The following is a 23,588-nucleotide window of genomic DNA, read 5'->3' as shown; positions in this document are numbered from 1 at the left end:
ACAAAACCATTACTAGGATACTTAATCATTGAAATAGAGGGGGAATAGGGTTGAAAAGGGTCTATAGAATGATCATCGAACGTCTTAATTCCCCGTACCTTTCAAAACTTCTGCTTCAATTCATGAAGTCTAAGAAAAGTAAGAGGATCCTTCCACTCTACCAAAAGTGGTTCAATATAGACGAACGGGATTGGAAGCAGCCGCTTACGTCGTATCAGAACATGCAGGAGTTTTTCACCCGGGAATTAAAACCGGGCGCACGGCCGGTGAATAACAGTCCCAGCACGATTACGAGCCCGGTTGATAGTGTAGTGGAGCAGTTCGGCGACACATCAGGACACCATTTTCAAGTAAAGGGTGTCCGTTACTCCATAACGACCTTGCTTCAGAACAACGAGCTGATTGAGCGATACCGTGATGGGAGGTTTCTCGTTCTATACCTTAGTCCAGGCGATTATCATCGTATTCATGCACCGGTTTCAGCTTCCGTCAAACGTTGCTATCCTCTAGGTGATACGTCATATCCTGTAAACAAAACGGGGTTAAAGTACGGGAAAGACCCAATCACCTCCAACTATAGAGTGGTTACAGAATTGAGTGGACAGGACGGCTTTCAGCTCGCTTTTGTCAAAGTGGGGGCGATGTGGGTGAACACGATTGAATTGACTTATGAAGGTGAATTTGTAGAGAAAGGAAGCGAATACGGTTATTTTTCGTTCGGGTCGACGGTTGTCCTTCTGTTCGAGGCAGGAACAATAGAGTTTGAGAAAGGTATCAAAAAGGGGAACCGTGTAAATATGGGCGAACCGATCGCGGTGAAAAGGTGATCCCGGACTTGGACGGTTGTGAAGAGAGAGACCCCTTGTTATTCCAATGTTGGGAGCCGTTAGAAGAGGCTTGAACTGACAGACATTTTGAAATATTACAATTAAAGGGTTGAAAGATACGGGGATTCCTTGACAATCCCATTTTGCAGGCATAAAATGAATGTGTATCATTTTCATCTTTATACCCTTATATTTAACGAAATGAAACTGAAAATGAAACGTTTGTAATTACCGACAAACGGACCAAGTTCATAGCAAGAGGAGGTGAAACTATGGATAATGCATCCTTCATCATCTTCATTTTGCTTGCCATACTCGTCGGTTCTGTTGTTGGTTATCTTATTCGGAAGAAGATAGCGGAGGCGAAAATTTCCAGCGCTGAAGAGCTTGCGAAACAGATCGTAGAAGAAGGTCACCGCAACGCGGAAGCAGCTAAGAAAGAAGCTCTTCTGGAAGCGAAGGAAGACAACCAGAAATTCCGTCAAGAAGCGGAAGCGGAAATTCGCGAACGCCGTTTGGAACTGCAGAAAACAGAAAATCGTCTGACACAGAAAGAAGAGAATCTTGATCGTAAGAGTGGCACATTGGATCAACGGGATCTATCACTCGAAAAGAAAGAAGAAACTCTTGCCGAGAGACAACAACAAATTGAAGAAGCGGAAAGCAAAGTTGAAGCTATGCTTCAAGAACAACAAACCGAGCTTGAGAGAATCTCTGGCTTAACATCAGACCAGGCGAAACAAATCATCTTGGAACGCGTCGAGCAAGAAGTGTCTCATGAATCAGCCCTTATGGTGAAAGAAGCAGAAAACCGCGCGAAAGAAGAAGCGGATAAGAAAGCGAAGAGCATTCTATCCCTTGCTTTACAGCGATGCGCTGCTGACCATGTCGCTGAAACGACTGTATCCGTTGTCAATCTGCCGAATGACGAAATGAAAGGTCGGATCATTGGACGTGAAGGTCGAAACATCCGTACATTGGAAACCCTTACGGGGATCGACTTGATCATCGATGACACACCTGAAGCGGTCATCTTGTCTGGATTTGACCCAATTCGTCGTGAAACGGCACGTATGGCTCTTGAGAAACTCGTTCAGGACGGTCGAATTCACCCCGCCAGAATTGAAGAAATGGTGGACAAGTCTCGCCGGGAAGTGGATGATTATATACGTGAAGTTGGAGAAGAAACGACATTTGAAGTGGGGGTTCATGGACTGCATCCAGACCTTGTCAAGATACTTGGTCGATTGAAGTATCGTACAAGTTACGGTCAGAATGTACTGAAACACTCTACAGAAGTCGCTTACTTATCTGGTTTACTTGCAGCCGAGCTAGGGGAAGACGAAGTGCTTGCCCGTCGTGCTGGACTCCTTCATGACATCGGTAAAGCGATTGACCACGAAGTCGAAGGAAGCCACGTAGAAATCGGAAAAGAGCTGGCAATGAAGTATAAGGAAAACGAAACGGTGATTAACGCAATCGCCTCCCACCACGGAGACGAAGAGCCTACATCGATCATTTCTGTACTTGTTGCCGCAGCAGATGCTCTATCTGCTGCTCGCCCGGGTGCTCGTAGTGAAACGCTCGAGAACTATATCAAGCGTCTTGAGAAGCTTGAAGAAATCTCAGAATCCTATGATGGGGTTGAAAAGTCCTTCGCGATCCAAGCTGGACGTGAAGTACGCATCATGGTTCGCCCTGATGAAATTGATGATCTTGAAGCAACACGATTAGCCCGTGATATCCGAAACCGGATTGAGGGCGAGCTTGATTATCCAGGTCATATTAAAGTAACCGTTATTCGTGAAACACGCTCTGTGGAGTATGCGAAATAATACAATGAAGCGGCCTCTTGAAGGTCGCTTCATTTGTTTTTCTATCAAAAAGTAGGATTTAAAGGATCGACAGAAAGGATAGGTTTTATGAGAATATTATTTATTGGCGATGTTGTAGGTTCACCAGGCCGTGAGATGGTTGACCATTATGTACCTAAGTTAAAGCAGAAATACCAGCCGGCTGTAACCATCATAAATGGGGAGAATGCGGCTTCTGGTAAAGGGATTAATGAGAAAATTTATCGGAGGTTCTTAGAGAAAGGGGCTCAAGCCGTTACGCTTGGAAACCATGCCTGGGACAAAAAAGAAGTCTTCGATTTTATTGATGATGCCGAATACTTAGTCCGACCGGCCAACTTCCCTGAGGGAACACCCGGTAAAGGCATCACTTTTGTGAAGACACCAAAAGGGGAAGTCGCTGTCATCAACTTGCAGGGACGAACGTTCCTTGCGCCGAATGACGATCCATTTCGTAAGATTGATGAGCTGATCGAACAGGCGAAAAAGCGTACACCGATCATCTTCCTGGACTTTCATGCGGAAGCAACGAGTGAGAAACAGGCGATGGGGTGGTATGTGGATGGCAGAGTCAGCGTGAACGTCGGGACCCATACACACATCCAAACAGCCGATGAGCGTATTCTGCCGAACGGAACGGCTTATATTTCAGACGTAGGGATGACCGGTCCTTATGATGGAATTCTTGGAATGGACCGGGAAGCCGTCTTGAAGCGCTTCCTTACGAATCTTCCTGTACGTTTTGAAGTTCCAAAAAAGGGAAGAACACAATTAAGCGGTTTCCTGGTTGATGTGGATGACCGGACCGGCAAGGCGACTTCTGTGAAGCGGATACAGATCAACGACGACCATCCGTTCTTCGAATGATTATTTGAATTTTTCGAAAAATTGCCTCATAATGGTTATTAGGTAAGGAATAATCTACATCTCCAGGGAATATAGTAGTGATGGAACAACTATAGTGATTGAAGGAGGAGCTAGTAATGGAAGTATTAAAAGTATCAGCAAAATCCGTACCTAATTCAGTAGCAGGCGCTCTGGCAAATGTTGTGAGAGAACGGGGAACCGCTGAAATTCAAGCCATTGGCGCAGGTGCACTCAACCAGGCCGTCAAAGCGGTCGCGATTGCTAGAGGCTTTGTCGCACCGAGCGGAATGGATTTAATATGTATTCCAGCTTTTACAGATATTATGATAGATGAGGAAGAACGGACAGCCATTAAGCTGATCGTCGAACCTCGTTAATCGTGTCTGACCTACCTTCAAGAACAATCCAGCGAATTCCGTAAGTTCCAAAGCCTGATTTTCAGGCTGGAGTGGAATCGCATGATAAGGCTGTATGAGAACCGCTGGTTGTATTTCAGCCTTGAAAACCGTACCCATTAGGGTGCGGTTTTTTTGATGCATAGATAATCATCATGGAATTCTTAAATTCAGAGCGCGGTGCATTTCCGTTCATGGACGTTTGGAAGACTAGGCATTTCAATGGTCGGATGTGTTTTTCCAGTGGACATGCATGGTTGATATTTTTCCATAGCATGATAGAATGGTGATAGAAAGGGAATAAAACCCTATATGACAGAGTGGGAGTGTTCACTGTGAATGGAACAATGAAAGCTATCGTGAAGCATCATCGCGGTCAGGGAGCAGAACTTCAACAAGTTGAAATTCCGACGATTCGTGAGGATGAAGTATTAATCAAAGTGAAGGCCACATCCATTTGTGGTACGGATGTTCATATTTATAACTGGGACGAATGGTCAGAAAGTAGAGTGAAACCGCCGTATGTTTTCGGGCATGAGTTTTCCGGTGAAATCGTAGAAATCGGTGAAAAAGTCCATACTTATGAAGTCGGGGATTATGTAAGCGCTGAAACGCATATTGTGTGCGGACATTGCCCGCAATGCTTAACAGGGAAATTCCATATTTGTGAAAACACCCAAATCATTGGTGTCGATACGCAAGGATGTTTTGCAGAGTATGTGGCCCTACCGGCATCGAACCTTTGGAGAAATCCAGACGACATGCCGACGGATATTGCCTCGATTCAAGAACCAATGGGCAATGCCGTCCATACAGTCCTGAACGGGGATGTGGCGGGTAAGTCCGTTGCGATCATAGGATGCGGTCCGATTGGTTTGATGGCGGTCGGTGTGGCCAAGGCTGCTGGTGCCTCGCAAGTTCTTGCTTTCGACCTGAATGATTACAGACTTAAGCTGGCTGAACAGATGGGAGCAACAACAACGGTCCACTCCGGGCAGGAAGATCCGGTTGAGGTAGCGAAATCTTTAACAGATGGTCACGGAGTAGACGTCGTGTGTGAAATGAGTGGCCACCCTGTAGCCATGGACCAAGGGTTTAAGATGATTACAAACGGAGGGCGCGTTTCCATTTTGAGCCTTCCGACAAAACGTGTGAGTCTTGATGTGACGAACGATATCGTCTTCAAAGGTGTAGAAGTCCAAGGCATAACCGGAAGAAAAATGTATGAAACATGGCAGCAGGTATCACGACTTCTTCAATCGAAACAGGTTGATGTGAAGCCGATGATCACCCACCACTTGAAATTGGAAGAGTTTGAAAAAGGTTTCGAACTAATGAATGAAGGAAAATGCGGTAAAGTCGTACTGCATCCATAATTAAGGAGGAGATTTTTGATGAAAGGTTTTGAATACTTACAAGAGCAGCTTGACGAAATGAAAGATCAAGGAACGTTTAGAGAATTAATTCCTCTTGAGTCCGCACAAGGCTCTAAAGTGACGATTAAAGGGAAGGAAGTTATTCAGCTTTCCTCAAACAATTACCTTGGTCTTACGTCTCATCCAAGAATGGTAAAAGCAGCAGAGGAAGCGAATGAGAAGTATGGAGTAGGGACAGGTTCAGTCCGTACGATTGCCGGAACTCTGCAGATGCACGAAGATTTTGAGGAGAAGCTTGCTAAGTTCAAGCATACAGAAGCGGCCCTTGTTTTTCAGTCAGGGTTTACAACAAATCAGGGTGTCCTTTCTTCTATTCTAGGAAAAGAAGATGTGGTTATCTCGGACGAATTGAATCACGCTTCCATTATTGATGGAATCCGTCTGACGAAAGCAGGACGTAAAATTTACAAGCACGTGGATATGGAGTCATTGGAAGAGGCTTTGAAAGAAAGTGGAGACTTCCGTACACGCTTGATCGTAACCGATGGTGTCTTCTCGATGGACGGAAACATCGCACCACTTCCTGAAATCGTGGAACTGGCTGAGAAGTATGATGCGCTTGTCATGGTGGATGACGCACACGCCAGTGGCGTCCTTGGTGATAATGGTCGAGGAACTGTCAACCACTTTAACCTGGATGGCCGTGTCCACATTCAAGTCGGAACATTGAGTAAAGCCATCGGTGTGTTAGGCGGATATGTAGCAAGTACCCAGACACTGAAAGATTATTTGATCCACAAGGGTCGTCCGTTCCTGTTCAGTACGTCTCACCCACCTGCGGTTACAGCAGCGAACGATGCGGCGATCGACGTTCTGCTTGAAGAGCCTGAACTGATTGAAAAACTGTGGGACAACACGAAATTCTTCAAGAAGGGGCTTGAGGATCTCGGTTTTGATACCGGGATCAGCGAGACGCCTGTCACTCCTGTCATGGTAGGTGACGACGCTCTAACCCATAAACTTTCGGATCAGTTATTCGAGGAAGGCGTTTTTGCTCAAGGGATTGTCTTCCCGACTGTTCAAAGAGGAATGGGACGAGTTCGTACGATTGTGACGGCTGAACATTCGAAGGAAGAGCTTCAGGAAGCGTTAGATGCCTTCGGAAGAGCCGGTAAAAAACTAGGAATCATCAAGTAAAAGTAAGGATGGACGTATGTCCTTTGTTTTACTCCTTTGAGAACCCGGACCGCCATTGTGAAAACAATGCGTCGTCCGGGTTTTTACATATAGACATGATAAAACGCTGAATCGCTTACATGGATGGGGGTTCCATCTGATTTTTTTGTTAAATGGTTAGGAATGACTTAAAATTCAGTATAAAACTTGATATAATTATACAGTTAGAAGGCACGTCCTCAGGAAGGAGATCTCTATGAACGAAGAGCAGCGTAAAGAAATGTCGCAGTTTCGGGAGAAGCGTTCTGATCAAGAAAACTTGGACCGGATCAAACAAAAAACCAGTGAAGATTTCTTGCAGTATTTCCAAACGACGTATCAGCCTCCGAACATGCGTGATGCGCAGCGGAGAAAGAATAAAGACACAGAAGTCCATTATGACTTTTCAATTCCAAACGATATGAATATGGCTGGACATGGAAAAAAGTACATGATTCGAACGTATGGATGTCAAATGAACGAACATGATACAGAAGTGATGGCAGGTATATTTGAAGAAATGGGCTATGCATCCACTTCCAATCAAAAAGAAGCGGATGTTATCCTATTGAATACATGCGCTATACGCGAAAACGCGGAAAACAGGGTGTTCGGTGAGATCGGCCACTTGAAATCATTAAAGGTCGAGAATCCTGACCTTATTCTTGGGATCTGTGGTTGTATGTCACAGGAAGAATCGGTCGTCAATCGCATACTTAAGAAACACCCTTTTATCGACTTGATTTTCGGAACACATAACATTCACCGCCTGCCACAATTGATGAAGGAAGCGATGTTCGGCAAGGAAATGGTCGTTGACGTCTGGTCGAAAGAGGGAGACATCATAGAGAACCTTCCACGGTCCCGAAAAGGAAGCATTAAAGCTTGGGTAAACATCATGTATGGGTGCGACAAGTTCTGTACGTACTGCATCGTCCCCTACACGAGAGGGAAAGAGCGCAGCCGGATGCCGAAAGACATTATCCAGGAAGTACGTCAGCTTGCTGCGCAAGGATATAAAGAGGTCACGCTGCTCGGGCAGAATGTGAACGCTTATGGCAAAGACTTGGATCTTGAATATGGTCTTGGGGATTTAATGGATGAGTTGAGAAGTATCGACATTCCCCGGGTGCGTTTTACGACATCGCACCCGCGTGATTTTGATGACCGCCTGATCGAAGTGCTTGCCAAGGGTGGGAATATGCTCGACCACATTCACCTTCCTGTTCAGTCTGGTAACACGGACATCTTGAAAATCATGGGACGTAAATATTCCCGTGAGGAATACTTAGAGCTTGTCAGGAAAATTCGCAATGCGATGCCTGACGCCACCCTTACGACGGATATCATCGTCGGCTTTCCGAACGAGACAGAAGAACAGTTCAAGGATACGATCTCCCTTGTCGAAGAGGTTGGCTTCGAAGCGGCCTATACGTTCATCTATTCACCAAGAGATAATACGCCTGCCGCTAAGATGAAAGACAACGTGTCACAGAAAGAAAAGAAAGATCGTCTTCATCGTTTAAACAAAATCGTTAATCAGCAGTCTGCTGAAGCGATGAGTCGATACGAAGGGGAAATCGTCGATGTTCTTGTCCACGGGGAAAGTAAAAACAACCCAGATGTTCTGGCGGGTTATACGAAACGAAATAAGCTCGTGAACTTCCGTGCGCCGGATGCGGTAATCGGCAAGGTCGTTCCTGTACGAATTACGAAAGCTAAAACATGGTCTCTTGACGGAGAACTTATAGAAGAAAAAGTAGAGGTGTAATGACAATGGCACAATATTCAAGAAAAGAAGTCGTCGATGAGGCGCACAAACTAGGGAAAATGCTTGCAGACATCGAGGAAATCGATCGTTTCAAACAGCTGGAAGCGAAGCTGAATGATAATATGAAAGTTCAAGGTCACATTAAGAAAATCAAAGCGCTGCAGAAACAAGCCGTAAACTTCCAAGCTTACGGCAAGCAGGAAGCATTGAAAAAAATCGAAGGTGAAATTGATCGACTTCAGGAAGAGTTGGATGAAATCCCAGTTGTTGCGGAATTCAAAGAAACACAAACGGTCATCAATGACATTCTTCAAATGGTCACCAACACGATTTCCCGTGAGGTGACGAATGAAGTGATCCGCTCAACAGGCGGCGACGTCCTTCAAGGAGAGACGGGATCGAAGAGCAAGACCGATAGCTGCAGTCACTAAAAAGACAACATCCTCCAAGGGATTATTCCTTTGGAGGATTTTTTTCGTACAATTTTATAGGCTGCTGCATAGAATGAATTAAACACGTCCTTAGGTCAAGTTTATCAGTCACCTTTCGCCCAACCCCTGCATAGGATGGGTGGTAGAATAAGGAGGAGTGAAACCCTATGTCATTTTTCGAACGTGATTACAGGGAAATTATTACAAAAGCTGTAATCGGAAAAGGTAAAAAGTTTACGGAATCGACGCACACGATCAGCCCTTCGCACCGTCCGACAAGCATCCTTGGGTGTTGGGTCATCAACCACATTTACAATGCCAAGAAAAAAGGGGAGCATGTCGAGGTGTCGGGCAGTTACGACGTCAACGTATGGTACTCTTACAATGACAATACGAAAACAGAAGTTGTCACCGAGCGTGTGAATTACTGTGACCATGTGAAGTTAGCTGTCAAAGATGAAAACTGTGTACACGACGACGTGGAAGTCATTGCCAAGGTCGTCCAGCAGCCGAACTGTCTAGAAGCGAACATCTCAGGAAACGGCCAAAAAATCGTCGTCGAAGTAGAAAGAGAATTTGTTGTTGATGTGATTGGCGAAACAAAACTTTGTGTGAAAGTCGATCCCCATGGCTGCGACCATGACCACGACTATGAATACGACCTTTCTTCTGATGATTTCTCTGCAATCGAAACGGACTTTTTGCCATCATCCAGTCATGACCATGAAAGTCACGAATCTTAACCTCGCTCCCTCGGGCGGGGTTTCTTTTTTTGAAAAGATTGAGAAGATGTCCGATGCGCAAGCGTTGTTTTCCTATTTTATGCTCGGTAGAAAATGGCGGCGTGGACCGTTACCTTATCCATCCGGAAAAGGGTCTTTGACTAGTTTTTCCTTAGTAGCGGAGGAGGGGTGTATGCTATAATAGAACATACTCGAATTATGTACGTTTTGGAGGAAATTTGATGGCACACTATACACCCATGATGCAGCAATATTTAAAGATTAAAGCCGACCAAAAGGATGCGTTTCTCTTCTTTAGGCTCGGCGATTTTTATGAAATGTTCTTTGAGGATGCCCTGGCCGCCTCTAAAGAACTTGAGATTACCCTGACAAGCAGAGATGGTGGCGGACAAGAACGGATTCCGATGTGCGGCGTCCCTTACCACTCAGCTGAAAACTACATAAAACAGCTGGTTGAAAAAGGCTACAAAGTTGCGATTTGTGAACAAGTCGAAGATCCAAAAGCAACGAAAGGCGTCGTGAAGCGTGAAGTCGTTCAGCTGATCACACCGGGTACGGTGATGGAAGGCAGCATGCTTGATGAGAAAGAAAACAACTTTATCGCTTCCTTAAGCGAGTTCACAGATGGAACCTATACCGTAAGCTACAACGACCTCACAACCGGGGAAACGAGTGTAGCCCTGATAACCGGAGGGTTTGAAGCGGCGATGAGTGAACTGTACAGCCGGCCGGTGAGGGAAGTTGTGGTTGCTCAGGACTTTCCTGAAGATCACCAGTCGGTCTTAAGAGACCAACTCGGATTCACGGTGTCATTTGAAGATCGGACATCGGTTGAAGAACCATTCCTTCATCTAATTGAAGGTGTGTATCAGGATAAATGTATTGAAGGGTTCGGCCGCCTGCTTCAATACATTCAGCACACACAAAAGCGATCCCTTGATCACCTTCAGCCAGTGAAAGTCATCGAGTTGAAGGAATTCATGACGCTTGATATGTACTCGAAGCGTAATTTAGAACTTCTCGAGACGATGCTGAAAAAAGGCAAAGCCGGAAGTCTCCTTTCCCACGTCGATGAAACGATCACCGCTATGGGAGCACGACTTCTCAAGCAGTGGATGGAGCGTCCGCTATTATCTGCGCCTGCTATTGAAACGCGCCACAATCAGGTGGAAGGATTCCTTGATCAATTTTTTGAGCGGGAAATGTTAAGAGAACAGCTGCAGTCGGTATATGACCTCGAGCGCCTGGCAGGGCGTGTAGCCTACGGCAACGTCAATGCCCGCGACCTCATTCAGCTGCGGAATTCCCTGCAGAACGTACCGGGTATCTTAGATACGTTAAAGCAGTTCGATCATGATTCGATCAAAGAATTGTACCGTACCATTGATCCGCTAGAATTGTTGAAGGTGCTGCTCGAAGAGAGTATTGCTGATGATCCCCCCGTGACCATTAAAGAAGGTGGCTTAATTCAGGATGGATTTAACCAGCAGCTTGACGATTATCGATACGCGTCCAAGAACGGCAAGCAGTGGATTGCAGAATTGGAACAGAAAGAACGGGCATCCACCGGAATTAAGTCGTTGAAAATTGGTTATAACCGAGTGTTCGGTTACTATATCGAGGTGACGAAAGCCAATCTCCGTCATCTTCCTGAAGGGTTGTACGAAAGAAAGCAGACCCTTACGAATGCTGAACGGTTTATCACACCTGAACTGAAGGAAAAAGAAACGATGATTCTTGAAGCGCAGGAGAAAAGCGTTGAACTTGAATATGAACTGTTCCTGAAGGTTCGTGAACAAGTGAAGGAATACGTTGATAGATTGCAGCACTTAGCTGAACAGATCAGTCGTATTGACTGTCTGCAGGGATTCGCTGAAATCGCAGATAAAAACAACTATGCCCGTCCGACTTACACGAACAACCGTACGGTCGACATTAAAGAAGGCCGCCACCCTGTTGTGGAACAGGTGATGAAAGGCGAAACGTTTGTACCGAACGATATTTATATGGATGAAGAAACGGACATCCTCCTCATCACAGGACCGAACATGTCAGGTAAGAGTACGTACATGCGCCAGCTTGCGCTTACGGCGATTCTCGGTCAAATGGGTTCATTCGTTCCAGCCGCGTCTGCTTCGATGCCGATTTTTGACCAGATCTTCACTCGAATCGGGGCCGCGGATGACCTTGTCTCCGGCCAGAGTACCTTTATGGTCGAAATGCTCGAAGCCAATCATGCGCTGACGAATGCAACCGAAAACAGTATGATTTTACTTGATGAAATAGGCAGGGGAACAAGTACGTACGATGGAATGGCGCTTGCACAAGCTATTGTCGAACATATCCATGAACAAATCGGGGCCAAAACGTTATTTTCAACCCACTATCATGAGCTGACGGCTCTTGAAGAACAGCTCGAAAAGTTGAAGAATGTTCACGTACGTGCTGAGGAATATGAGGGACACGTCGTCTTCCTCCACCAAATCAAAGACGGACCAGCCGATGAAAGCTACGGTATTCACGTCGCAAAGCTCGCCAACTTACCAAAACCTTTGATTGATCGTGCAAATCAATTACTCGAACAGTTGGAGGGTTCGGCTAAAGAACAAGCTGTTACAAAAAGAGACGAGCCGGAAGAACAGCTGAGCCTTTTCGTTGAAGAGCCGAAGCCGGAAACGAAATCAGATCAAACGTCATCCTCGGTTGAACGTTATCTAGGAAACTTGAATCTATTGGAAATGACGCCGATGGATGCAATGAACGAACTTTACCAATTGCAAAAACGGATTAAATCATAAAGGAGGACGGTAGAGATGGCCCGGATTCATTTAATGCCCGACCACCTATCCAACAAAATCGCTGCCGGAGAAGTGGTCGAGCGCCCCGCCTCTGTCGTCAAAGAATTAGTCGAAAATAGTATCGATGCCGGGGCTTCCTGGGTATCTGTCGAACTCATGGAAGCAGGTCTTCAAAGAATACGGATAACAGATGACGGATCCGGTATGGAAGAAGAAGACTGTGAACGTGCTTTCTTTCGCCATGCTACGAGTAAAATTCAGAATGAGAATGACCTGTTTCATGTTCGTACCCTTGGGTTCCGTGGAGAGGCGCTTGCCAGTATCGCTGCCGTAAGCCGGTTGAGCATGCAGACTTCAACAGGAGAAGTAGCGGGTACGAAGATCGAACTTGAAGGCGGCAAGGTCTTGGAAAAGGGGAAAAGTGATGCCCGCCAAGGAACCGACATCATCGTGGACGAGTTGTTTTTTAACACTCCAGCACGTCTCAAATATATGAAAACCATTCATACAGAGCTTGGTCATATTACTGATGTGATGAACCGGATGGCCATGGCACACCCGGAGGTGAAATTCACCTTAACCCATAATGAGAAACAAATTTTTCAAACGAACGGCAGAGGAGATTTGAGACAGGTTGTGGCGAAGATTTACGGAATGAACGTCGCCAGAAAGCTCGTCCCGATCGAAGCGGAAACACGCGACTTCAAGGTGACAGGGTATGTCGCAAAACCTGAAGTGTATCGTGCATCAAGAAACTATATGGCTACGATTATAAACGGTCGATATATCCGGAACATTCCGCTCAACAAAGCAATCCAGGAAGGATACCATACACTTCTGCCAATCGGGAAAAGTCCGATTGTCGTCTTAAATGTGGAGATGGATCCGATTTTAGTGGATGTCAACGTCCACCCATCAAAACTTGAAGTCCGGTTCTCCAAAGAAAAAGAGCTTTACGACCTGGTACAAGGAGCGATTCGGGGTGTATTCCGCACAGAAACGCTTATTCCGAACGTAGAGTCGCCTGTGAAAAAGCAGGAAAAGCCGAAATCGACTCAAGAAACGTTTGCGTTCGACTCCGTTCATCGTGAGGAAGCGCATGAGAAGAGGGAAGAAGCAGTCGATCATTTACTGCGGCATTCAGATCCTGGCTTTCCGCATCAACAGGATGAAGTGCTCCAAGAAATGCAAGCGGACTTTCAAATAGAAGAAACAAAACCATCCGAACCAGAGGCTGCCCCTGAACCGAAACAAGTCCAAACGCCTGCTCCGGAACCGGAGGAAAATAGGGTGCCGACGATGTATCCGATCGGTCAACTTCACGGTACGTACATTCTAGCTCAAAATGAAGAAGGGATGTACATCGTCGATCAGCATGCTGCCCAGGAGCGGATCAAGTATGAATTCTTCAGGGATCAATTGGCTGAAGTCGATCACGAAGTGCAGGAACTGCTCGTTCCGATAACTTTTGATTTTTCAAGGCAGGAAGCGTTGAAGATCGAAGAGCATAAAGAAACGCTTGAAGCTGTCGGGTTATTTTTTGAACCATTCGGAGCGAACAGCTTCATTATCCGCAGCCATCCGCAATGGTTCCCTAAAGGGTTTGAAGAAGAAGTCATTCATGAAATGGTCGAACAGCTTATGAACGAAGAGCGGATTGATGTGTTGAAACTCCGTGAAGAAGCGGCGATCATGATGTCTTGTAAACGGTCGATCAAAGCCAATCATTATTTGAACCAGTCTGACATGTTTCGACTGCTTGAAGATTTGAGGAAATCGACGGATCCATTTACTTGTCCGCACGGCCGTCCGATTATTGTATTCTTTTCGGAATATGAAATGGAAAAGATGTTTAAACGAGTGATGTAAACGAGAAGAAACCCACAGCTCCCAAAGCTGTGGGTTTCTTCTCGTTTTATAAGATACTCGTGCAAATAGAGTGCTCTGAATAAATAATTGTAAAATGAAAAAAGAAAGCAGATGTTAACATAACCAAGTTATCGTTAACAACTACTTTTTTGTTCCCCTTCTGAAGGAGTAGGGGAGTTACGATATATGTTTTTGTTGTAGTAAAAATCGGAAATAGTTGTCGATCTGTTTAATTTCATCGGACTGGATACCGAACCAAGCTTTTTTATCAAAGAAAACAGGTTTGTCATAACCTTTCGTTTCAAGCAGCTGTTTAATTTCGCGCATTTCGTCTTCCTGTTGATCGCTTAGACCGAGTAGATAATCAGCTGTTGTATGCAGGGCGTTCGCAATCTTAGAGAAATCATTCAAGTCTGGTGAAGTGTAGTTTCGTTCCCAGTTCGATACGACTTGGGCGGACACGCCGACTCTTTCGGCCAACATCGTTTGGGTCATACCTCGTTCTTTTCTCAACGAGCGAATCCGTTTATGAATCACAGTAAGGTGCCTCCTTTATAATGACCGCGAACTTACCTTCGACACAACAAACATTCAGACAATTAGCGCTTTTTTAATACTATACCACAAACTAACGAAATACGATAGTATAACTAACGGAATCTTTGAATTGAACTAACGAGATTCGTTAGTATAGATAACGGATTCCGTTAGTTTCGCCGCTGCAGTATGATGGTGGCGGGATTCATGTATAATAGAAATCAGGATAAGGAGGGAAGATCGAATGAAACCTATTGTCATTTCTGTCGTAGGACCGACGGCTGTTGGAAAATCAAAGCTCGGAATTGAGATCGCCAAGAAATTTAACGGCGAAGTCATTAGCGGGGATTCGATGCAGATTTACCGAACGATGGACATTGGAACAGCGAAGGTGACAGAAGAGGAGATGGAAGGTGTCCCTCACCATATGATCGATATCAAAAATCCTGATGAAGCATTTTCTGTCGCTGAATTTCAATCGACCGTTCAGGAATTGATTCATGACGTTCATAATCGAGGGAAACTGCCAATCCTCGTTGGAGGAACAGGTCTTTACATACAAGCTACGCTTTATGATTTTCATTTTTCAGATGAGAAAAAAGACGAGACGGTCATGAAACGGTTAGAAGAAGAAAAAAATGAATTAGGAATTGCAGCGTTGTATGAAAGGTTGAAGCAGGTGGACCCCATTCAAGCGGAAAAAGTTCACCCTAACAATCACAGACGCGTTTTAAGGGCGCTGGAAGTGTATGAAACGACGGGTAGGGCGATGAGTCAGCACCAGGAAACACAACCGGAAGAATCACCGTTTAAGCCCGTATTAATCGGTCTTGAGATGGACCGTGAGGCGTTATACGAGCGAATCAACAATCGTGTCGATCAAATGATGGAAGAAGGACTGCTTGAGGAAGTGAAGCGCCTGTATGAAGAGGGTCTTGAAGAGGCTCAGTCCATGAAAGCAATCGGCTACAAAGAGTTTATCCCTTACTTCAAAGGAGAATATGACCTGGACCGGGCTGTTGAGCTTCTGAAACGCAATTCGAGAAGATATGCAAAGCGTCAGTACACGTATTTCAGAAATAAGATGAAGGTTTCGTGGTATAACGTGTCGCTGGACGATTACGAAGAGAAATTTGAGATGATTTTGTCTGATTTAGCAGGAATGCTGGTACGCAACATCGAAAGATACTAATACAGATAGAATAGAGGAGGAAGATCCATGGCTCAATCCGTGAACATTCAAGACAATTATTTAAACCAATTACGCAAAGAACGCATCCAAATCACTGTCTTTCTACTCAATGGTTTCCAATTACGCGGGGTCATTAAAGCATTTGATAACTTTACCGTATTACTTGAAACCGAAGGCAAACAGCAGTTGATTTTCAAACATGCGATTTCAACGTTCGCACCCTCAAAGAATGTGACGTTGGACAAAGAATAGACGAAAAGAAAACGAGTGCCTTCTTAAATGAGACGGGCGCTCGTTTTTCCTTCTAAAAGAAAGGTTTAAGCTTTTTATAGGCGTTTGTCACAGGTCCCTTCTTTTCTGCGTATGATGAAAGGAATGAGGAGGGATTGGTGTGCATCCACAAGCGAAGCCAGCGACCATCAACATCGTGTTGAACGAAACGAAATCAAAAGCGATGTCCGGTGAAGAAGTGCGTGAACGAACCTCAACTTTTCGTCATATTGATGAATTTTTTCAAACGATTGTTGGCATGAATGACATAAAGGCACGAGTGAAAGAGATTTATGCACAAGTACTCGTCTCAAAAAAACGTAAGGAAATGGGACTGAAGCCCAATCAGCAAGTGCTTCATATGATTTTCAAGGGGAACCCGGGAACAGGTAAGACGACGATTGCAAGACTGATCGCCGAATTGTTCCGTGATATGAACGTCTTGGAGAAAGGGCACTTCATCGAAGCGGACCGCAGTGACCTTGTAGGAGAGTATATCGGGCACACAGCGAAGAAGACGAAAGACTTGATCCATAAAGCGATCGGTGGAGTACTCTTCATCGACGAAGCCTATTCTCTTGCCCGTGGAGGTGAGAAAGACTTCGGAAAAGAAGCCATTGATACGATTGTGAAGTGTATGGAGGATCATCACGATCAGCTGGTGATCATCCTGGCCGGATACCCGGATGAAATGGAAGACTTTCTGACGATGAACCCGGGGTTATCCTCAAGATTCCCTCTTCAGTTGGCATTCTCCGATTACAATGCCCGCGAGCTCCTTCATATCTCCCTCGGGATGTTACGGGACCGCGATTATTATATGACAAAAGAAGCCGAGGCGAAGCTTTATCAACACTTGATGGACGTCTGCCAGGATAAGAATGGTGACTTTTCGAATGCCAGATATGTTCGAAACCTGATTGAAGAAGCGATTCGTAAACATGCATGGCGTGTAGTCTGCAGTCAAAATCCTAAAAAATCGACGCTCATGACACTGCAAGCAGATGATTTCGGTCCATTCAAAATGGAGAGCGTTTCCTATTAGGTGTCGGAAACGCTTCTTTATGGTAGGATAGGAAGGCATATATGAGCTCTTATAGAGAAGGTGTTGTAGATGACAGATAGAGAGTTAGTCGTATTGGTTGCCCGTAGGGATCCAAATGAAAAAGAAGAACGATTTCAGTCATCCCTTGAAGAGTTGCAGTCTCTGACAGAGACCGCAAACGGGGATGTCTGTAAAATATTGACCCAGAAACGAGACCGGGTTCACCCGGCTACATATGTCGGAGAAGGCAAGCTCGAAGAAATACGCCTCGCAGCAGAAGAAACAGAAGCGGATCTTGTCATTTTCAACGATGAGTTATCTCCTGGTCAGTTGAGGAATATTTCAAACGCTGTGGGGCTCCGTGTCATTGACCGCAGTCAGCTGATCCTCGATATTTTCGCAAGCCGTGCCCGGACGAAGGAAGGGAAACTTCAAGTTGAACTTGCACAGCTTCAATACTTGCTTCCTCGTTTAGCCGGTCAAGGTACAGAGTTATCAAGACTAGGAGGCGGAATCGGTACGCGTGGTCCTGGTGAAACGAAACTGGAGAGTGACAGGCGTCACATCCGTCGTCGGATTGACGATATTAAAGGAAGGCTTGAGACTGTCGTTAAACAGCGTGAGCAATACAGGAAGCGTAGAAAAGAAAACCGCGCCTTCCAAATTGCGATTGTCGGCTATACGAACGCTGGTAAATCAACCTTCTTCAACCGTGTGACACAAAGCGATTCCTTCGAAGAGAACCTGCTTTTTGCCACGCTTGATCCATTGACACGTCAGGTCGGACTTCCTTCCGGCTTTCAGGCGCTATTGTCCGATACGGTAGGATTTATTCAGGATTTGCCGACAACGCTGATCGCGGCTTTCCGTTCCACTTTGGAAGAAGTGACAGAGGCAGACTTCATCATCCACATGGTCGATGCTTCCCACCCTGATCACAACCAGCAGGAGCGCACTGTCCTCAAACTGCTGAGTGATTTAAACGCGGATCACCTGCCGATGATTACGGTTTACAATAAGAAAGACTTACTTGAGACAGACTTTATTCCGGATGCACATCCGTCCGTCACGGTCAGTGTGCATGACCCGATCGATCGAACGCGGATTTTGAAAAAAGTTGAAAAAGTTCTTCAGGATGAGTGGCATGAGTACGACGTCTTTCTCCCAGCATCAAACGGGAAAACGATTCAGCAATTCAAACAGTATACGATGATTACATCGATGACATTTCTAGAAGATAGGGAAGGGTACGCCTTGCACGGGTTCATTCACCCTGATCATCCCTTAAGACACGAGATTTTATAAAAGGTAGGAACAACATGAATATAGAACAGATTATAACGCAGACAGAAGAACAGATTGAACAAGAACACAAAAGAATTCACAAAATGGTTGAGCATAACCAGGCCAAAGTGCTCGAAGCGTTTCAAAAACACCGTGTTTCTGACTCGCATTTCAATCCGACGACGGGTTACGGCTATGACGATTTCGGGCGCGACACGCTTGAAGCCGTTTATGCTGACATTTTCAAAGCAGAAGATGCCCTCGTAAGGCCGCAGTTGATCTCCGGAACTCACGCGATCACGACAGCGTTATTCGGCTTGCTAAGGCCGGGAGACGAATTGTTGTACATGACAGGTGACCCTTACGATACGTTAGAGGAGGTCATAGGAAAAGAAGGGACTAAAGATACCGGGTCCCTTATAGACTTCGGCGTAACGTACCAAGCAGTGCCGCTGTCAGATAGCGGAAAAATAGACTTCGATGCTGTATCAGAAGCCGTTCATTCTAAAACGAAAGTAGTAGCGATTCAACGGTCGAAAGGATACGCGGAACGACCGTCTTTCACTGTTGAGGAAGTGGAAGAGATGATTGCGAATGTACGAGGGATGAAGCAGGATGTCATCATATTTGTCGATAATTGTTATGGTGAATTCGTACAGGCTAGAGAACCGATCGAAGCAGGAGCGGACTTAATTGCAGGTTCCCTTATCAAGAACCCGGGAGGCGGCATCGCGCGCATTGGTGGCTATATCGCAGGTCGAGGGGACTTGATTGAACAGTGCAGTTACCGTCTGACAGCTCCAGGTCTTGGAAAAGAAACCGGGGCGAGTCTGAACATGCTGCAGGAAATGTACCAAGGCATCTTCCTCGCCCCTCATGTTGTAGGTGAGGCGTTAAAAGGAGCCGTTTTCACGGCCAAGTTCCTGGACACGCTAGGGTTTGATACGAACCCATCCTTCGATGCGGTACGTACAGACCTGATTCAATCCGTAAACTTCGACACGGCCGATCAGATGGTGAGGTTCTGTCAGGCGATCCAGCAGGGTTCCCCAGTGAACTCCCACGTCCTTCCTCATCCTAGTCCGATGCCAGGGTACGAAGATGACGTCATCATGGCTGCCGGGACATTTATCCAAGGTGCGAGTCTTGAGCTGACCGCTGACGGCCCCATACGCCCACCCTATACAGCGTTCGTTCAAGGTGGATTGACCTATGCCCATGTCAAAATTGCTGTCACAAGAGCTGCTCAAAAATTAATAGAAGAAGGGGTTCTCTCGTAAATTAGAAATGGGGAACACTTTGTTAAGTAATGAAGAGCGGAAAGGTTTACTTTTCGCTCTTTTTTAAGGAGTCTTGAAAAAAGTGTCGTGTTAATATGAGTCTCATACACCTGAAGACTAGATCCTGCTCACTTTTTCGCAATGTCAAGAGCTTTAGATATTTCCCTTCACAGATATGTAATTAATCCTCACACGTATTGACATCTACATTGCATATTCTATAATGAAAGTATCATTCTATTTGGGAGGTGGCTGATCGATGAGTGAAGATTCTGTTCGTCGTTCCATGCCGTTATTCCCGATGGGGATTGTTCAATCGCTGACCGATCTCTCGGCAAGACAAATCCGATACTACGAACAGCATAAGCTTGTTGAGCCTGCACGTTCTGAAGGGAACCGTCGTTTGTTTTCTTTCAATGATGTAGACCGATTACTTGAGATTAAGAGTCTCATAGAAAAAGGGGTCAACATGGCAGGCATCAAGGAAATGCTGAAGGTGGATGAGAGACCAGCGAATGATGCGTATGACGAAGAGCGCGTCGAAGAAGTTCATAATGAACTTACGGAGAAAGAACTTCGTCGCATGTTACAACAAGAACTATTCACCGGGGGAAATCAAGGCAAATTAGGAATACGCCAGGGAGAATTGTCTAGATTCTTCCATTAATTATGTTTCTATAGGAGGAATTGTGTTAATGGGGTTATCCAAACAGGAAATTTATAAAAAAATCGAAGAAGAAAACGTTAAATTTATCCGCCTGCAGTTTACAGATATGCTGGGCACAATCAAAAACGTAGAAATTCCACTCAGCCAGTTAGACAAAGCACTGGATGGCATGATGATGTTTGATGGTTCTTCTATCGAAGGTTTCGTACGAATTGAAGAATCAGATATGTATCTCGTACCGGATCTTGATACATTCGTGGTCTATCCTTGGACATCCGAGAAAGGGAAAGTCGCACGATTCATCTGTGACATCTATAACCCCGATCAAACACCATTCGAAGGCTGCCCGCGTTACAACTTAAAACGTAACCTTAAGAAAATGGAAGAACTCGGTTTCTCTGCCTTCAACATCGGAACAGAACCGGAATTCTTCTTATTTAAACTAGATGAAAAAGGCGAACCCACGATGGAGCTGAACGACCGAGGTGGATATTTCGACCTTGCACCGACAGACTTAGGTGAGAACTGCCGTCGTGACATCGTTCTTGAACTCGAAGAAATGGGCTTTGAAATCGAAGCCTCCCACCACGAAGTCGCACCAGGACAGCACGAAATTGATTTCAAATACGCGAACGCTGTGAAACACTGTGACGACATTCAAACGTTCAAGCTCGTCGTCAAGACGATTGCCCGCCAACACGGTCTGCATGCAACATTCATGCCTAAACCTCTGTTCGGGGTAAACGGATCTGGTATGCACGCTAACATGTCCTTGTTCAACGAGAACGGCAATGCGTTCTTCGATGAAAAAGGTAAAGATCAGCTTTCAGAAGTCGCTTATCAATTTACAGCGGGAATCATTAAGCATGCCGTCAACTTCACGGCTGTGACGAATCCGACGGTAAACTCTTATAAGCGCTTGGTTCCTGGCTACGAAGCCCCTTGTTATGTGGCTTGGTCCGGTCAAAACCGAAGTCCGTTGATCCGTGTCCCGACTTCACGTGGATTAAGTACTCGTATAGAGGCCCGCAGTGTGGACCCTTCAGCAAACCCGTACATGGCGATGGCTGTATTGCTTGCGGCTGGTCTTGATGGAGTGGAGAATAAACTCCAAGCTCCTGCACCGGTTGACCGAAACATCTATGTCATGAACAAAGCTGAACGTGAAGCGCACGGTGTTCAGGATCTTCCTGCAACGCTGTATGATGCATTAGTCGAACTTCAAAAAGATAAAGTCATGGTCGACGCGCTAGGCGAACACCTATTTGAACACTTTATTGAAGCGAAGGAAATTGAATGGGATATGTTCAGAACCCAGGTCCATCCGTGGGAGAGAGAGCAATATCTGCAGACTTACTAAACACTAAAACCCTTGGGGCTCTAAGCTCTGAGGGTTTTTTGTTTTTGGTAAAGAGGATGATATCTTAGTGTTAATATGATGTAGACCAAAATCTGACCACACTATCATTCAATAGTAGAATACCTTTAACATAGAAAGGTGGAATTAAATTGTTAAAGTTGAACACCAAACAAGCTATTTATGTAGCAATTTTCGTAGTTTTCACTTACGGTCCCCTTGGATATATTTGGTTCACTATTAGTCCTCCCGATTATTGCTTTGTTTTTTCTTTCATAGGAGCATTAATAGCGAAAAAAATCATTACATAATCGCCAACAGTTATCACGTTACTTAAGAACAAAAACTTAACTATCTCTAAAATGGGTAGTCAATGTGTAAGATAGATCCCTTCTTATATTTCCAAATAATTTTTCAAGAGAACATTTTACTCTTTGCTCTTTATGCTATTGTGATATATTTTCAATTCGAGAATAAATGGTAGCTGGAGGGAGTACTACGGAAGTGTTAAACAACAAAACGTCCATTGCCGAGTTATTTGGCGCAATGGAGAAGAACCTTGCCATTATTTACTTTGATCGTAATCGGACGGTTTCATATGTCAATGAAGTGTTTGCAGAAGCCATGGGATTCTCCGATCAGAAGCAGCTCATCGTAATCCATCATGCTGAGTTTTGTTTTGAAGAGTTTTCAGATAGTCCAGGTTATGATTCGTTTTGGAGCAGTCTTTTAACAGGTGCAAGTTTTCAAGATAGAATCCTTAGAAAAAATGCAGAAGGTCATGAAGTATGGTTGGAAGCAACGTATATGCCGGTACATAGGGACGGAAAGGTTCAGGGCGTTGTCAAGGTAGCAACCAACATCACAGAAAGACAGCAGAAGTTGAAAGAGGTCATCGATCAGTTTCATAGGATGTCCTTCGATTTGAACAAGCGCGCTGAAGAAGGGCTCGATCTTCAACAGACAGCCAGTAACGAAATCAATGCCATTTTAGAGGTATCAAAAGAAAATACTAAAACGCTGACTGGCCTTAAGAAACAAGCTGAAAGTATTCAAGGTGTTGTGAAAACAATCAAAGATATCTCTTTCCAAACGAACCTGCTTTCTTTAAATGCGGCCATCGAAGCCCCGAGAGCAGGCGAGCATGGAAGAGGCTTTGAAGTCGTGGCAAAAGAAGTGAGGAAGCTTTCCGAGCAAGTAGAACAGTCGATCGGCAAGGTGCGCAGTGAGGTCGAGGATATTACAAAAGAGATTGAAACCATTTCAGATGGGACACTTCTTATCCAAGATGGTGTTTCGAAGAGTGTAAAGGAAATCCAACTTGCTATTAACGGCTATGATGAAGTGGTTCATGCAGCCGATCAATTGAAGAAGCAAGCGGAGAGCTTAAAGCAGATGGTCTAAGTAAGAGGAACAAGTGTTTTCCAGTTAACCTTTTATTGGAAAAGTTTTTCAGTATACGTATTACCCCTCCCATAACGACAAGAACAAATGTTCGTTATGGGAGGGGTTACTATTGGAATTCCTGTTAAAGCGTTCTCTAGAAGATAAGATGAAGCTTGATATCATTTACGTATCTAAGAGTGGGGACGTCACTCAGCGGACCATACGAGTCGTTAGGATACGTGAGGATCATGTTGCTGCCTACTGTTTTGAGCGCAGGGAGGTCCGGACATTCCGCAGGGAAAACATTCTTTCGCTATTTCCACACCATGGGAAAAAGAAACAGCGTGACATCTCTTAATAAAAAATAGGTTTTGTATGAAACTTCAGCTACATTCCCACGTATAACTAGTGAAGGTACGTCTTAC

The 23,588-nt window shown here is 45.1% G+C and carries 21 protein-coding genes; 20 read left to right on the top strand and 1 reads right to left on the bottom strand.

From position 1 onward, the window contains the following. Positions 1-50: 50 nt before the first annotated feature. The 11 genes from LCM20_RS00520 (at position 51) to mutL (ending at position 14,145) form a co-directional block, all read left to right on the top strand. Complete coding sequence (locus tag LCM20_RS00520; protein ID WP_225193467.1) at positions 51-827, top strand: phosphatidylserine decarboxylase; 777 nt, start codon at positions 51-53, stop codon at positions 825-827. A 272-nt stretch (positions 828-1,099) separates the two neighbouring features. Next, positions 1,100-2,662 (top strand): ribonuclease Y, encoded by a 1,563-nt coding sequence (rny, locus tag LCM20_RS00515; protein ID WP_225193466.1) that lies wholly within the window; start codon positions 1,100-1,102, stop codon positions 2,660-2,662. 87 nt (positions 2,663-2,749) lie between these two features. Then, positions 2,750-3,547 carry a TIGR00282 family metallophosphoesterase gene (locus LCM20_RS00510; RefSeq protein ID WP_225193465.1) on the top strand — a complete coding sequence of 266 codons (798 nt, stop codon included), beginning with the start codon at positions 2,750-2,752 and terminating at the stop codon, positions 3,545-3,547. Between the two features lie 116 nt (positions 3,548-3,663). Continuing rightward, positions 3,664-3,924: a stage V sporulation protein S gene (locus tag LCM20_RS00505; protein ID WP_008640081.1), complete on the top strand. Its 261-nt coding sequence runs from the start codon at positions 3,664-3,666 to the stop codon at positions 3,922-3,924. Between the two features lie 353 nt (positions 3,925-4,277). Continuing rightward, positions 4,278-5,318 carry an L-threonine 3-dehydrogenase gene (gene tdh / locus LCM20_RS00500; RefSeq protein ID WP_225193464.1) on the top strand — a complete coding sequence of 347 codons (1,041 nt, stop codon included), beginning with the start codon at positions 4,278-4,280 and terminating at the stop codon, positions 5,316-5,318. Positions 5,319-5,336: 18 nt separating this feature from the next. Then, the gene (locus LCM20_RS00495; RefSeq protein WP_225193463.1) at positions 5,337-6,515 is read left to right on the top strand and encodes a glycine C-acetyltransferase; all 1,179 of its coding nucleotides are present in this window, start codon (positions 5,337-5,339) and stop codon (positions 6,513-6,515) included. A 235-nt stretch (positions 6,516-6,750) separates the two neighbouring features. Further along, complete coding sequence (gene miaB / locus LCM20_RS00490; RefSeq protein WP_225193462.1) at positions 6,751-8,304, top strand: tRNA (N6-isopentenyl adenosine(37)-C2)-methylthiotransferase MiaB; 1,554 nt, start codon at positions 6,751-6,753, stop codon at positions 8,302-8,304. Between the two features lie 5 nt (positions 8,305-8,309). Beyond that, positions 8,310-8,735: a RicAFT regulatory complex protein RicA family protein gene (locus tag LCM20_RS00485; protein WP_225193461.1), complete on the top strand. Its 426-nt coding sequence runs from the start codon at positions 8,310-8,312 to the stop codon at positions 8,733-8,735. A gap of 167 nt (positions 8,736-8,902) precedes the next feature. Further along, positions 8,903-9,478, top strand: coding sequence for an outer spore coat protein CotE (locus LCM20_RS00480; protein ID WP_225193460.1), 576 nt, complete (start codon positions 8,903-8,905; stop codon positions 9,476-9,478). 221 nt (positions 9,479-9,699) lie between these two features. Further along, positions 9,700-12,276, top strand: coding sequence for a DNA mismatch repair protein MutS (gene mutS / locus LCM20_RS00475; RefSeq protein ID WP_225193459.1), 2,577 nt, complete (start codon positions 9,700-9,702; stop codon positions 12,274-12,276). A gap of 15 nt (positions 12,277-12,291) precedes the next feature. Continuing rightward, complete coding sequence (mutL, locus tag LCM20_RS00470; RefSeq protein WP_225193458.1) at positions 12,292-14,145, top strand: DNA mismatch repair endonuclease MutL; 1,854 nt, start codon at positions 12,292-12,294, stop codon at positions 14,143-14,145. A gap of 177 nt (positions 14,146-14,322) precedes the next feature. Here the strand turns inward: mutL and LCM20_RS00465 are convergent, their stop codons facing one another. Beyond that, positions 14,323-14,682, bottom strand: coding sequence for a helix-turn-helix domain-containing protein (locus tag LCM20_RS00465; protein ID WP_225193457.1), 360 nt, complete (start codon positions 14,680-14,682; stop codon positions 14,323-14,325). Between the two features lie 244 nt (positions 14,683-14,926). Here LCM20_RS00465 and miaA point away from each other — a divergent pair, with 244 nt between their 5' ends. The 9 genes from miaA (at position 14,927) to LCM20_RS00415 (ending at position 23,521) form a co-directional block, all read left to right on the top strand. Further along, positions 14,927-15,874: a tRNA (adenosine(37)-N6)-dimethylallyltransferase MiaA gene (miaA, locus tag LCM20_RS00460; RefSeq protein WP_225193456.1), complete on the top strand. Its 948-nt coding sequence runs from the start codon at positions 14,927-14,929 to the stop codon at positions 15,872-15,874. Between the two features lie 27 nt (positions 15,875-15,901). Beyond that, the gene (gene hfq / locus LCM20_RS00455) at positions 15,902-16,126 is read left to right on the top strand and encodes an RNA chaperone Hfq (RefSeq protein ID WP_225193455.1); all 225 of its coding nucleotides are present in this window, start codon (positions 15,902-15,904) and stop codon (positions 16,124-16,126) included. 139 nt (positions 16,127-16,265) lie between these two features. Then, entirely contained in the window at positions 16,266-17,189 is a 924-nt protein-coding gene (locus tag LCM20_RS00450; RefSeq protein WP_225193454.1) for an AAA family ATPase, read from the top strand. A 69-nt stretch (positions 17,190-17,258) separates the two neighbouring features. Further along, the gene (hflX, locus tag LCM20_RS00445) at positions 17,259-18,494 is read left to right on the top strand and encodes a GTPase HflX (protein ID WP_225193453.1); all 1,236 of its coding nucleotides are present in this window, start codon (positions 17,259-17,261) and stop codon (positions 18,492-18,494) included. Positions 18,495-18,508: 14 nt separating this feature from the next. Further along, a complete protein-coding gene (locus LCM20_RS00440) occupies positions 18,509-19,753 on the top strand; it encodes an aminotransferase class I/II-fold pyridoxal phosphate-dependent enzyme (RefSeq protein WP_225193452.1) in 1,245 nt (414 codons plus the stop codon). 259 nt (positions 19,754-20,012) lie between these two features. Continuing rightward, a complete protein-coding gene (locus tag LCM20_RS00435) occupies positions 20,013-20,420 on the top strand; it encodes a MerR family transcriptional regulator (protein ID WP_225193451.1) in 408 nt (135 codons plus the stop codon). A 28-nt stretch (positions 20,421-20,448) separates the two neighbouring features. Next, entirely contained in the window at positions 20,449-21,780 is a 1,332-nt protein-coding gene (gene glnA / locus LCM20_RS00430) for a type I glutamate--ammonia ligase (protein ID WP_225193450.1), read from the top strand. 501 nt (positions 21,781-22,281) lie between these two features. After that, positions 22,282-23,181, top strand: coding sequence for a methyl-accepting chemotaxis protein (locus LCM20_RS20160; RefSeq protein ID WP_318247284.1), 900 nt, complete (start codon positions 22,282-22,284; stop codon positions 23,179-23,181). Positions 23,182-23,293: 112 nt separating this feature from the next. After that, entirely contained in the window at positions 23,294-23,521 is a 228-nt protein-coding gene (locus LCM20_RS00415) for a hypothetical protein (RefSeq protein WP_225193449.1), read from the top strand. Positions 23,522-23,588 lie beyond the last annotated feature (67 nt).

The organism is Halobacillus litoralis, assembly GCF_020171725.1.
GTDB lineage: Bacteria > Bacillota > Bacilli > Bacillales > Halobacillaceae > Halobacillus > Halobacillus litoralis_F.
Note: the sequence above shows the minus strand (reverse complement) of the source record. Positions and strands in the feature narration are given on the sequence as shown.